Below are 13,542 nucleotides of genomic sequence, written 5' to 3' on the forward strand. Positions count from 1 at the left end.
AAATTCATCTAATGGTAACAATGGGGATAAGTGTCGTTATAAAGATCTAATTTAAAACAGATTACACAAAAATTGGACTTATTAACATTGAGCAAAAGATGGAGTAATCAGGGAAGGAATATGTTGGGAATGGGGAAAAGTAGCAAAGGGGGATATAGAATAGGAAGCTGACAGGGGTAAAAAATGTTCATGAGAAAAGGAAAGTACGAGGTCATGATGTTGTATTGACCACAGATGGCACGGATTGACACGGATGTTGATGTGATTATTGTATTCGGGAGGGATTTTATGTTTTAAGATTAGGCTAAAGCCTGGGGAATGGCTAATGTCGGGTAAGTGGGCTAAAGCCCGCTCCTAGTGAATATATAGGATACAAATATGATATGATAGACGATTTATTAGGAAGGTAAAAGGATTCAGCGGTAAAGGTTAAGAATGCTAATAAATATAACCGCAAGGATAGACAAAGATTTTTTACATAATGCCGGATTTAAGGTAAACAAAGGCGTAAACTTATCTGAAGAAATACAAGGGAAGAAGGAAGGAAGAAAGAATTAATTTCATTGATTCTTTTTTAGTGGGTGTGTAAGCCATACGTATTCCTGGCAAGAAGATCAATTTTATTGACCACGGATTGCACAGATTGACACGGATGTTGATGTGATTAGTGGTGCTTTTAAGAGTAATGGAGTTTTAGTTTAGAAAAACCGCTTGATTAATATCTTATATATATAGTATCCGATTAAACATCCTATGGTATCTGCTACAATATCTAAAGATTCCATGGATCTACCCAGCCCCATCTCTTCCTGAAGGATTTCTGTAAGGAAGGCATATATAAGAATGATCTGAAAGAAATATGAAAATTTGATTCTGGGAAAGGCTGCAATAAAGGAGAATCCTAACATCGCGAATATGCTCACATGCAAAACTTTGTCAATACCGCTAAACATAAACCAGTATTCCTTGTTCTCCTCACCGGGTTTGAGGAGCATATAAGTAAGAAATGCCCAATAAATGGGCAAAATCTTACTAAATATTTTTGAAATCTTATCCAATGATTGCCTGGTATTCTTCTGCAGTAAGCAGTTCTGAATGATCTGCACCATCAGCCAGCTCTAATTTAATGATCCATCCGTCTCCATAAGGATCCGTATTTAACAGCTCAGGCTGATCTTCCAACTCTGAATTAAATTCAATAACTTTTCCTGCAATAGGTAAGAATAAATCTGAAACTGTTTTCACCGCTTCTACACTTCCGAAAACAGCCCCACCTTCAAGATCATCATCTACCGTATCTACATCTACGTATACGATATCGCCAAGCTCTCCCTGTGCGAAGTCTGTAATACCGATTGTAGCAACATTCCCTTCAATCTTGATCCATTCGTGATCTTTCGTGTACTTTAACTCTGATGGTGTATTCATTTTAATTTTTATTTTGTACAAATGTATTCAAAATAATACTAGCTTCAAATATCGGATATAAAAAATGTCCTCCAAAATTGAAGGACATTGAAAAGGTTTATTATATTTTTTAGAAACCACCACCTGAGTCACCAAATGTGAAGGTAGCAGACAGTCCGGCTCTAATGGTAGACAACGGGAATGCTGTTGATATTTTATACTTAGAAGTCATTTGCTCATAGAATACTCTTAAATTCAGATTCTCGGAAACATTGTAGTCCGCAGAAAGCTTAATATTCATCAGTTTCTGGCCCCCTGTAATCTGTGAGTCATTTAACAGGATATTCATAATAGAGGTTTTACTGTCTCTTAATGAAATATCACCTCTGATGTTAAGATCAGTTCCTTTTCCTCTTGATCCTCTTGTATTAGCCATACCCAGTCTGAAGTTCTTCACAATATATCCAAGTCTTACCACATATTCTGTATTGGAATCTTCCGTAAGGGTATGATTAACCAATCCAAGAAGCATCATTCTGTTTCTGTTGTACTGAATACCGAACTGCATATTGTTTCTCATGGTAACATCAATACCGATAAGCGGAGAGAAAGATTCTACGTAGCCCACCTGTGAGAATGTGAAAGGATTAATGTAATCATTATTCACATCAAACGCATTTCCACCAGAAATTCTGTTAAAGTAATCAATACTTGACTGGATTCCAGTTGCGGTGTAAGTTGCCGTATATCCGTGTAAGATATCAAATTTCGAGAACTGACCATTAATAATAGGAATGTTTCTTAATCCTGAATAAGTGATTTTCCAGTTCGGAATAGGCATTCCTGCTTTTTTAGCATTTCCGATCTGCTTCACAGATTTCCCTTCAACAGCCGCTCTGAACGCAGGAATCAACACATAAGCATTAGCAATGCTATAATGCTCTGCATATCCCTCACTGTTTAATACTTCCCCTATTCCCAACTGCTGCGAAAGAATTCTTGCATTTTCCCTGATAGCCTGATAGACCACCTGCGTTTCTTTAAATGAAGTTTTAAGAAGCACCACAGAATTGGAATAGGTCACCTGATCGTTGGCAAAAGCATAATCATGGTTTGCTGTCCCCAGATTATTCCTGTTGTTAAACCCTGACTGTGAAAAGTTTCGGTTATAGTTGTGCAACGCACTCAAATCAATCCTGAAATCATTCATCGGAACAATCTGTAAATTGGCCCTTAGTTCCCTTGTGGACATTTTGATGTAAGGATCCGTCATATAAGGCGAATCACTTACCCAGCCATTTTCAAGTACTGTTCTTCTGATATCCGCCTGTGATCCGAAAAGGAATCCGATCGTAGGACCTCCCAATGTCTGGCCGTAACCATACATATTCGGTGCTGACAATAAACCTGGAAGTACTGTTCCATTGTTCTCTGAGTAATTAACATCTAACTGTTTAAATGATGTCAATGCAAAAGCTGCGCTCTGAAGGATCGTAAGCTTATTCTTAAATTTATAGCTCTTGTATCGGTATCTTTTCTTTTCCCACTGCTGCGTATATGCGTTGTTCAGGGAATCTATTTCCTGCTTACGTTTCTGTAGTTTTGCAGAAATATTTTTGAAGTATTTAAACTGTCCGAAGAATTTCGGAATATCTGCTGTAGCCGTAGCCTGAATGATATTGGTATTCTGACCTACAGAACCTAGGCTTCCTTCCGGACTTGCAAGTAGTGCTGTGGATCTTGAGTTCCAGTTATACGTAAGTCCATATCCTACTTCTGCATCAATGAAATCCAAATATGGAAGATACTGGAACGGCAGTTTGTAGTTCAGCTGTACTCTATGATTGTACAGTACCGGTCTCCCCGCTCTGAATACATTTCCAAAGATGGATTTATCATTCATCCCGTTTACATCCACATTATCATTAAGCGTTCTGGTTGCAGAATTGATTTCCAGTTTCAATGCTTTTGTAAAGTTGAATCCTAAACCATACTGCCATCCGAAGAAGAAATTTCTGTTTCTGATTGCCGCAAAGCTGTCACCTGTATTTCCGCTTAGGATTGCTTCTACATTTCTAAATTCAAGTTCGTTGTAATTTCTGTCGATTTCCGTTCTGAAGGATAATCTTGTAGGAATCGGATTGAAATTGAATTCTTTGATCCATCTCAGGTATTTTGTAGATTTTGCCGTATCACTGATCATTTTATTGAACGGCTTAATCACCCACGGCTTGAAAGTATAGTTGTAATCCACATACCCTCTCAGATATTGTCTGTAGTTTTTGGATGTATAAATATCTCTGAAATAATCATCGTTATAAACTGCCGTTACGGAAACGTTTTCAATATCGTAGAATTTAGGTTTTTTATTTGGATTTACTCTTTCCTTACGCATATTCACAACACCGATACTTCTTTGCTGGGTATAGGTTCTTGCAACTTTTTTCAGCTGCTCTTTGTTGGCTGCCTTGTTGAATTCCACATCGGTATCCAGAGGATTGTATTTCGGATCCTCAATGGTTTGCGAATAAGAATAGTTTAAAGGAATTTTCATTCCGCTTTTTTCAGGAAGGAACTTATCTACATTTATGGCTGTATTAATACTAAATGCCGACTGTGTAGACTGAGTTCTTTCTGCCGGTTTTGAATCTATATTCCCAAAGCCTACAGAGGTATAAGAAGCACTGGTATTCACGGTTGCAAAATCTCCAAGATTAAAGTTTAAGCTTGCGTTTCCTGCATAACCTCCGTCATTTTCAATTTCAGAAAGACGGATTTCGTTTACCCAAAGAATCCTCTCAATAGTTGCAGGTCCCGTTCTGTACTGATCATGTCTGATACCAATCATAATGGTTGTGACATTCCCTAAGCTTGGGCGACCTTTAATAAAAATCTTTTTAAGTTCATTCGCTGAACTAAATACTAAGTCCTCTACTCTATTGGTAATATTATTTGGAGAGTTTTTATCTCTTCTGATTTTAGCATCAACAAAATTCTGAATTTCAAAATCTACATCATTCTCTATCGGCCAGATTTCCATAGGTGCCGTAGCTGACTTCTTGGTAAGCTTTAGGGTAGATTCATATTCATAATAGTTATCTGTAGCATCACTTCCAAAACGGATAAAGAATTTCGTTTTAGGGTCAATCATACCATCTAAAGCATCTCTGCTGGTTGGGTCCTGTGCGTGTACAAAAAGTTTAAGTTTCTTATACCTTCTCATGTCGAGTGTGGTATTTTTGAAAACTCCTCTTGCTTCATACCCCAGATCTTTCACTTTCATGTATAGAGAAGCTTCATTTTGTCTTTGTGCACCAGCATTTCCACTTAACACCTGTCTGTCTATACCCGGAGGTAATACATAAGGAGGCTGGTTTAAAGCATTTTCTTCAATATTTACACTTCCAACCTCAAAATTATTGTTAAAATTTAGATCTGTAGGTGCTAGCCCTTCGTTAGGAGAAGTTACAACCTGACTGGCAATCTGGTTAGGATATCTTCTCCAGTCAGATCTTACCAAATCCATGGTCCCGAATCTTAAAGTAGAAGTATTCTCAAACCCGGCAAGCATTAATCTCGCAAATCTTACATTGTTCAGTACAGATGCACTTCTTTCTCCTTCCGCTTCCGTTTCTGCATATTTTGAAACCGGAATTCTGAATAAATACCATTTTACATCTGAAGTCTGCCCGTTCTGGAAAGTTGCTTTTACCGTTTTTACATCTACGATATTGTTATTTCCTAATGTAAGGCTTGGCTTATCCAGTTTTACAATATATTCATTGTAGCTTTCTGTCTGGTCAAGGTTATAATCTTTGTTGATATCTTCTGCATCCGGAGTCTGTGAAGCTACTTCCAGTGAATTAGCCTGCGAGTTTCCTTCCGGGTTTCTGAAGTATTTGTATCGCTGAACAAGAGATGAAGCCTGGCCGCCTGTAAATCTATCTGACATAAAGAATACAAAGTCATCAACGGCAGGGTCTACCAAATTGGTTACCGGGTTTACAAATGTATTCCCGAATCTCATGGATTCCTGATCAGAGCTTAAACCATCATATCCTAAATCCTGAGCTCTTCTGTCGTCTCCTTCACTGGAGAATGCATAAAGAATTGGTGGCTGTTTTGGCTGTACCCCCCAATTAGAAGTGGTCGTAGTTGAAGGTGCTCCCGGAGTCGGAAGACCGTTTTCATACTGCATTTTTCCGTCTTTCAGGATATCTTCGGACACGTTTCCTAAGTGAAGTAAAAGTCGGGCTCTGTCTCCTAAGGTATTTCCGTCCGCATAAGGATCCATCATCCAGAATTCAACATATTCGATATTTGAATTCACGAAGTTGGAAACACTGATAGGTCTCATTATCCCCGCCCATCTTGCAGCCGCTGTTTCAGCACCCGGATTGACGTTGTAAGGCCCTCTTTCCTGAGGATAGTAGGATAAGTCTAACGTATTGGTGAATGTTTGCTCACCTGCAACAAAATCTCTGTTGTTATAAATTTCAGAATACTGAACTCTCCTGGAAGCGTGGTTGGAAACAGACTGCGCTGTAATTCCTGCCGGAGCTCTTCCTCCTACTCCCCAGAATCTAGGGTCGATATTATACCAGGAAAGAAGTCCTCTCCCATAACCGCTTGTTAAAGCATCATCTGCCGGCGGTCCGTTAAACGGTGCTGCCATATTTTTTTCAGGTCTTGAAGCAAGACTCCATGCAGCAGGTTCTTTTAAGGATATTTTAGAAGTCGTCTGCTCGAAGTCATCAACATAAGACTGGTCATTCGTTCCTTTATTAAGTCCAGGAAGCAAATAAGCCGCTTCCATTTTAAAGTTCAGGTTGGATGGTGCCTCGGTATTAACAAACGGGATTTTATCTGTAAGCCTGGTCAGGAATGGAACCTGATTGTTGTACATCATATTGATCCCGGCCATTGTATTATTAACCGCTTCCTGCCCGTAGTTTACTTTCTGTGTAAGCGGAGATTCCGAATAATTGACAACCGTTCCTCCCAATATAAAGTTTTCGCTGAATCTTCTTTCCAGGTTCAATCCTAAGAATCTTTTTCTCTGGGTATTGAATGTAAGCTGATTTTCTAATGAGATATTGATAGCCTGTCCGGACTGCTTAACATTTTCGTTGATCACCGTTACGGTACCCAACATGTAATCTACGGTATAGTCCACCCCTTCCGTCAGCTGAACACCATTGGCAGAAACCTTTACGGAACCCTGAGGCACGTTTACCGCTCCAAGAGAAATCCCCTGCCCCTGTGTTCCTTTATAACGTCCTTCTATGGTATAACGCTGTGCGAGGTTACTGGAAGTGGCTACCTGTTTCTGCTGTCTGTACAGGTCGTTGAAGACAAACTGCGGATCGTTACTTCCTATCTGGCTCTGCATAAAGCTTCCGAAGGGCTGTACTTTCGTAAAGATAATCCTTCCCGTTTCCGGCCGGATGGTAATTCCGTTCACAAAGTCAAAAATACCGTCTCCCAATACACCACTGCTGGCCTGAATATCTCCGTTCATATTAAGGCGGTCCCAGTTGAATAGTTTCAGTAGATTCTTATCCTGAACAGGGGTTCCCGGAAGATAATTTACCTTACCTCCGGTTTTCGGATCTCTGTAGAAAACATTCAGAATGAAACCATCCTGTGCTACCTGCCCTGCATCCAGGGAATAGATGTTCTTCATCATCAGGTCCCACATCGGAGATTCTGTATTCACTTTATTGTTTACTCTAAGGACTTTGGTTACCAGTACCGGGCTTTCTTCAGAGAATTCCCCTACTTTATACACCTTGTTGGTTCCGTCCGTAAAGGAGTATGAAACGGCTAAAAGCTGATTTTCGTTCAGCTTCTGATTTAATGAAATGTATCCTAATTGGGGCTGTAATATATATTCATTCGAATTCAGCCTTCTTGCTTTTGTATTAAAAATAAACTGTTCGCCATTATCATAAGGCTGTGTACTCCCCGGGAACATTTGTCCCTGGAATGTTGTAGCATAGTTTTTACCGGCTTCTCTTGGCCCTATTGCTGCGTTAATGGACGGATAAAGTCCGTTCTGAGAGTTATCCGGAAGCCCGCCAGGTCCTTCTCCCAGGTCTCGGATACCAATAATACTTTTCTGATAAGCGAGGTTACTGTTTCCCTGATCGAGTACCCAGACCTCCAATCTGGTAATGTTAACCGTGGAGTTGATCTGTGGATAATTGGCCAATGCCTGGTCATAACGGTCAAGGAAATAATGTCCCAGGAAGAAGTGCTGATTATCTTCATAATCAATGGCATTAACTTTAAAGTTATTCATCACTCCTCCACCCTGTACAACAATATTACGGGCTTCACCCTGTTGTTGGGAAAGAACTATTGTTCCGTATGTTTTTCCGAGCTGGAATTCTGATTTCACCCCGAACAGGGACTGTGAACCACGGATAAGACTGGTAGAAAGCGGCATATTTACGTTACCGAATTCTATTCTTTTTATGATTTTATCTTCCCCTCCTGCGCTTGGTTTGTCTACATCGCCAAGGCCTTTGGTCTGAAGGTCTTTCCAGCTTCCTTTTGCCTGCCAGACAAGATTCATTCTGTTTTCGAATGCAAAACCGCTCTGGGTATCATAATTGGCTTTCAACTGAAGGTTTTCTCCTACTTTTCCTAAAAGTCCCAGCTGGATTCTCTGATCGATATCAAAGGTAAAGCTGGTTCTGTTTTGCGGCAGAATCAGCGGGTTGTCAATTTTCTGATAAAGTCCTGCAAAATCCAGGGAAGCATATCCTGAAGGAATGATTTCAATCTTGTTGCTTCCGAAAATGGTTTCAAACAATCTGTTGTTGATCATCAGGGAAGGAATAAGTCCCTGTTTCCGTGCATCTGTTCTGTCTCTTCTGAAGAGTAGACTGTATTTATCAGATTTTTCTTTGTAATAGGCTCTTGTCTGTGTAGCGAGCATAAATTCTTTATACTCTTCGGGGGACATGGCGGTAGGAGGTCCGGTAAACGTATTTCCGATCTTAGGATATACGTAATACATTCCGGTCTTTATGTCGTAAAAGGCTTCGTACCTCGTAGGGTCGGCCAGTTGATAGTCTTTCTTGATGATCGCAGTATCACGTACCTGCTGCGCAAAGGCACTTACTGACATACATAGGAACGACAGGAACAAAAATATTTTGAGATGCTTATTATTCGCCACCAAATGTTAAATGTTTTTTAAAATTTGTTTTACCAATTCTTCTACGGAAATCTCCGGATCCTGTTTCATGATTCTGTCTGCAAGCTTCTCGCTCATCCGTTTCGGGATCCCTAAAACTTCTAATGCAGATAACGATTCTTCCTTGACTTTATTATCCACCAAAGCAGAAATATTTTGCTCTGCAATGCCGAATTTTTGGACTTTATCCTTCAAATCCACAATGATTCTTTCTGCAGTTTTGGCACCTATTCCTTTAGCTTTCTGAATGAGGGCACTGTTCTTGGAAAGGATGGCCGAGGCAATCTCTTCAAGACTTAAAGTGGAAAGAAGTATAAGGGCAGAAACCGCTCCTACTCCGTTAACGCTAATTAACAGATTGAACATTTCTTTTTCTGAACGAGTGTTAAATCCAAAGAGAAGATGAGCATCTTCCCGTATGATCTGCTGAGTAAATAAAAATGCCGGCTGATTCAGGGCCAGTACCTGGGAGGTCATCAAACTGATACCTACATAGTAACCAACTCCTTGTACGTTGATCACTGCGTAAGTGGGCGTAAGTTCTTGAACGCTGCCTTGTAAGGAAAATATCATTATTAATTTTTAAAACTCCCAAATATAGCAATTTAAACTAATTAATATTTTCATTTCATGCACGAATACTTTTTAACTTAAATTTTGAGTATCAATTCAATGAATTCAAACAAATATCAAAAAATACAAAAAACCCATCCGTTCGGATAGGTTTTATAGTAAAATGAATGAGTTTGATAAATATTCTATGGATTTATATCCAGACACATACTTACAGCACAAGCACCGTTTACACAAGTTGGAGTACAACCTATTAAACATAGCTGCCCCTGAGACGGAAGACAATAATATCCTCCATCAGGAGATTGAAGAGGCTTATCTCTAACCCCTGCACCGCTTATTTGTCTTAAATGTTCTCTTGATAGTTTTTTGATGTTTTTCATAATAATTTATTTTTTGATCGGCGTAAATATATTTATTTTCCTTTAAAACAACCATGTTTATTGAAAATTTATTAAAAAATTATTCATCTATTTCACATAATAGCAAATAACTCTAATTTTTATTTAAATATTTCCATTCACAGATTTCATACTAATTATTGTCCTGAGTGCGGGAGAAGGCTTTTTTTTATAATGTCAGGAATTTTTTTTAGAAAATATCCTTGTCAAGGTTTTGAACCTTGACAAGGATTTTCACCGTGAAAGAATTTGATAAAAATAAATGGTATAGTGACCTACCAAAAATAAAAAAGCAGTACACAAGATTTAGTGTACTGCTTTTTGTCTGCAAGAATTATAATATTCTTTATTTATTTTTACTCTCTCTTCTTTGGGCATCAAGAACTGCTACGGTAGCAAGGTTGACGATTTCGTCTACGCTTGAACGCATCTGCAACACATGTACAGGTTGCTTTAATCCCATCAGGATTGGCCCGATCACCTGCGCCACTTTCATTCCTCTGATAATCTTATAGGAAAGATTCGCACTTTCAAGATTCGGGAAAACAAATGTATTGGCTGGTGTTGTTCCCAGTTTTGAGAATGGGTAGTCACTTAAATGATCTGAGTTCATCGCAAAATCCGGCTGAATTTCACCATCAACTATCATTTTAGGATATTTCTCATGAAGGATGCTTACTGCTTTCGCTACTTTTTTGGAAGTATCGGAGATGGCCGCAAAGTTTTCGAAACCAAGCATGGCAATTCTAGGTTCTATCGCGAAAGATTTCACTGTAATTTCAGCCATTTTAGCAATATTCACAAGGTCTTCGGCAGTAGGATTCTGATTGATGGAAGTATCGGCAAAGAAAATAGGCTTCTTTTCTGAAAGAATCATCATCATAGCCGCTATTTTATCTACTCCTTTATCTTTTTCAATCACTTCCAGAACAGGACGAAGCACTGAAGTATAGTTTTTAGAAAAACCTACGATAAGCCCATCTGTATCTCCATGTCTCAACATCAAAGGACCGAAATAATCTCTCTGACGCACATATCTTTTGGCTTTGTACTCGTTCATCCCTTTTCTCTGACGAAGCTTCCAAAGTGTTTCTCTGTATCTTTTTCTGTTTTCTTTCTGATCATCATCACTTGGGTCGATAATCGGAATATCCAGATTGATCCCGAATCTTTCCATCTGCTCTTTGATGTATTGCTTGTCTCCTAAAAGACTTGGGAAAGCAATTCCTTCTTCATAAAGGATCTGTGCTGCCTTCAATACATTATATTCTTCGGCATTTCCTAAAGTGATTCTTTTCGGGTTGGATTTCGCACGGCTCTGCATCATTCTTACCAACTTCTCGTCTCTTCCCATTCTGTCCAACAGCTGGTTTTCGTATTCTTCGAAGTCTTCGATGCTTTTTCCTGCAATACCGCTTTCAATAGCTGCTTTTGCTACAGCGCTTGACACTTTGGTGATCAGCCTGTTATCGAATGGTTTCGGAATGAAATATTCTCTACCGAATTGTAGGTTCTGAACATTATAAGCAAGGATTACCGCTTCCGGCACAGGTTCTTTCGCAAGATCTGCGATAGCATGTACAGCAGCCAGCTTCATTTCTTCATTGATTCCGGTTGCCTGAACATCCAATGCTCCACGGAAAATGTAAGGGAATCCCAATACGTTGTTCACCTGGTTAGGGTAATCACTTCTTCCTGTCGCCATGATGACATCTTTACGGGTTTCCACCGCCAGATCATAGGCAATTTCCGGATCCGGATTGGCCAAAGCGAAAACGATAGGATTCTCGTTCATGCTGTTCAGCATTTCAGGAGTCATTACATTTCCTTTAGACAAACCGATGAAAACATCTGAACCTTTTACGGCATCTTCCAGAGTTTCGATATCGGTATTGGCAATAAAATCTATTTTTTCAGGGGTAAGATTTTCTCTTTTATGATTGATCACTCCTTTACTGTCGCACATCAGGACATTTTCTCTTCTCAATCCTAAAGAAATATATAAATTGGTACAGGCAATGGCAGCAGCTCCGGCTCCATTAACTACCATTTTTACTTCTTCAATTTTTTTATTCGCAATCTGAAGAGAGTTGATCAGTGCAGCTGCTGAAATAATGGCTGTTCCGTGCTGATCATCGTGCATTAAAGGAATATCGAGCTCTTCTTTCAGTTTCTGCTCGATATAAAATGCTTCAGGTGCTTTAATATCCTCAAGGTTGATTCCTCCGAATGTAGGAGCAATTCCTTTTACAATCTGAATAAATTTATCCGGATCTTTCTCATTGATTTCAATATCAAAAACATTGATATCTGCAAAGATCTTGAACAAAAGACCTTTCCCTTCCATTACCGGTTTTGAAGCTTCCGCTCCGATATCACCAAGTCCTAATACTGCCGTACCATTGGAAATTACAGCTACAAGGTTTCCTTTTCCTGTGTAGTCGTAAACAGTTTCCGGCTTATCGTGGATCTCCATACAAGGAACTGCCACGCCCGGTGAGTATGCCAATGATAAATCTCTTTGAGAAGAGTGAGGCTTCGAAGGAATAACTTCGATCTTTCCTTTAGGTTCGGCTTTATGATAATCTAACGCGGCCTGATTAAAGTTCTTTTCGTCGCGGTGGGTTTTACTTGACATAGAATTTTGTTTTTTATTAAAGTATATACTTAATATGGTAGTCTACTAAACTTTCGATGGGTTTCTGGACAACGTGTCCTACATTTAACTGGAACTCTTCCGCAACTGAACGGAGAGTATCTTCATAATAATATGCGATGGAGCCGATGAAATTAATCTCGGCTTCTTTTGATTCTTTATAAGGAGTCACCTGGTATTCGAAGAAGTTTTTCATTTCCTCGTATACCATTTCTTTAAAGTAAGGATGATTTTTTCTTTCGATGACAAATTTGTTGAAATCCGCCAGCCAAGCGTTGGGTCTTGGGCTGTGATACATATTTTTCAAAGCATCTTCTATTTTCAGCCCATAGCTTTGCTCAAATTCCGTATGAAGGTCTTCCGGCAGTTTTTTCATAAAATATCTTCTCACCAGCTGTTTTCCAATGGCGCTTCCACTTCCTTCATCACCCATGAGAAACCCAAGTGAAGGAAGCTCTATTTTAATGTTTTTACCGTCAAAATAACATGAATTCGATCCGGTACCCAAAATACATACCACAGCAGGTTTCCCGCTGTATGCAGCATAAGCAGCAGCCATAAGATCTTCCCTCACAACAGCTTCAGCTTTTGTGAATACTTTCTTCAGTTCTTCTTCTATTGTTTCGCAGTTTTTTTTCACACCGCATCCTGAACCATAGAAGAAAATCTTTGTTATGGAATTTTTGACCAATATAAGGCTGCTGTTCTTTTCTATTTCAGGAACAATAAGTTCCCTGTTGATAAAGTTGGGGTTAAAGCCGATGGTTTCTGTTTTTAAAAACACCTTTTTGAAGTCATCAAGAATCACCCAATCAGATTTGGTAGAACCACTATCAACAATAGCAACCATATATTACATTTTAGTTTAAGGATGCTAAATTATGAATTTATCTTCAAATAGCGTTTAAAAACAGGCCGGAAGCTTTTAATGTTTTATATCAGTTTTTTGGCTGTTGAATTTTAAAAGCCAGTCTTCTATTTCGTCTTCAAGATAGGAACTCTGAAGCATGATTGCATTGATAAAATCGTCGGGTACAGGTTTGTCTGTAGAGTTTTCAAGATTCCACAGTTCGTCTGTCATATTTTCATACTCTGAATACACTCTTTTGAAGCGGGAATTTTCTCTCTCAAGAGCCTCAATATTTTTTTGCTGAAGCTGGAATTTTCTGTATTTGTTTTGACTTTTCATACAAATATTGTTATAAGTTGGGGCGTAAAAATTATGGTAGTATGTGCTCAACCACACATTACAAGATAGAAAAAACCATCAACACAAGGAGTTGAAAATGAATTTATTA

8 protein-coding genes are annotated in these 13,542 nt (G+C 39.0%); all 8 read right to left on the reverse strand.

The genetic code is table 11. The annotated features are described in order from the left end of the window. Positions 1-698: 698 nt before the first annotated feature. Positions 699-1,025, reverse strand: a complete 327-nt coding sequence (locus ACM46_RS00005; protein WP_048505532.1) for a VanZ family protein — start codon at positions 1,023-1,025, stop codon at positions 699-701. Between the two features lie 25 nt (positions 1,026-1,050). After that, positions 1,051-1,428 (reverse strand): glycine cleavage system protein GcvH, encoded by a 378-nt coding sequence (gene gcvH, locus ACM46_RS00010; RefSeq protein ID WP_048504593.1) that lies wholly within the window; start codon positions 1,426-1,428, stop codon positions 1,051-1,053. A gap of 109 nt (positions 1,429-1,537) precedes the next feature. Then, positions 1,538-8,545: a T9SS outer membrane translocon Sov/SprA gene (sov, locus tag ACM46_RS00015; RefSeq protein ID WP_048504594.1), complete on the reverse strand. Its 7,008-nt coding sequence runs from the start codon at positions 8,543-8,545 to the stop codon at positions 1,538-1,540. 57 nt (positions 8,546-8,602) lie between these two features. Further along, a complete protein-coding gene (gene ruvA, locus ACM46_RS00020; protein WP_048504595.1) occupies positions 8,603-9,187 on the reverse strand; it encodes a Holliday junction branch migration protein RuvA in 585 nt (194 codons plus the stop codon). A 185-nt stretch (positions 9,188-9,372) separates the two neighbouring features. Beyond that, positions 9,373-9,570: a bacteriocin-like protein gene (locus ACM46_RS23845; RefSeq protein ID WP_420911822.1), complete on the reverse strand. Its 198-nt coding sequence runs from the start codon at positions 9,568-9,570 to the stop codon at positions 9,373-9,375. 364 nt (positions 9,571-9,934) lie between these two features. Continuing rightward, complete coding sequence (locus tag ACM46_RS00025) at positions 9,935-12,226, reverse strand: NADP-dependent malic enzyme (protein ID WP_048504596.1); 2,292 nt, start codon at positions 12,224-12,226, stop codon at positions 9,935-9,937. A 16-nt stretch (positions 12,227-12,242) separates the two neighbouring features. Continuing rightward, a complete protein-coding gene (locus ACM46_RS00030) occupies positions 12,243-13,094 on the reverse strand; it encodes a BadF/BadG/BcrA/BcrD ATPase family protein (RefSeq protein WP_048504597.1) in 852 nt (283 codons plus the stop codon). A 75-nt stretch (positions 13,095-13,169) separates the two neighbouring features. Beyond that, on the reverse strand, positions 13,170-13,433 hold the full coding sequence (locus tag ACM46_RS00035; RefSeq protein WP_048504598.1) for a hypothetical protein: 264 nt from the start codon (positions 13,431-13,433) through the stop codon (positions 13,170-13,172). Positions 13,434-13,542: the final 109 nt, after the last annotated feature.

It is taken from the genome of Chryseobacterium angstadtii (assembly GCF_001045465.1).
In the GTDB taxonomy this organism is placed as follows: domain Bacteria; phylum Bacteroidota; class Bacteroidia; order Flavobacteriales; family Weeksellaceae; genus Chryseobacterium; species Chryseobacterium angstadtii.

Excerpts from the sequence above, each read along its gene's own strand:
- gcvH (WP_048504593.1), bottom strand. The coding sequence starts at position 1,428 with ATGAATACACCATCAGAGTTAAAGTACACGAAAGATCACGAATGGATC.
- sov (WP_048504594.1), bottom strand. The coding sequence starts at position 8,545 with ATGTCAGTAAGTGCCTTTGCGCAGCAGGTACGTGATACTGCGATCATC.
- ruvA (WP_048504595.1), bottom strand. The coding sequence starts at position 9,187 with ATGATATTTTCCTTACAAGGCAGCGTTCAAGAACTTACGCCCACTTAC.
- ACM46_RS23845 (WP_420911822.1), bottom strand. The coding sequence starts at position 9,570 with ATGAAAAACATCAAAAAACTATCAAGAGAACATTTAAGACAAATAAGC.
- ACM46_RS00025 (WP_048504596.1), bottom strand. The coding sequence starts at position 12,226 with ATGTCAAGTAAAACCCACCGCGACGAAAAGAACTTTAATCAGGCCGCG.
- ACM46_RS00030 (WP_048504597.1), bottom strand. The coding sequence starts at position 13,094 with ATGGTTGCTATTGTTGATAGTGGTTCTACCAAATCTGATTGGGTGATT.
- ACM46_RS00035 (WP_048504598.1), bottom strand. The coding sequence starts at position 13,433 with ATGAAAAGTCAAAACAAATACAGAAAATTCCAGCTTCAGCAAAAAAAT.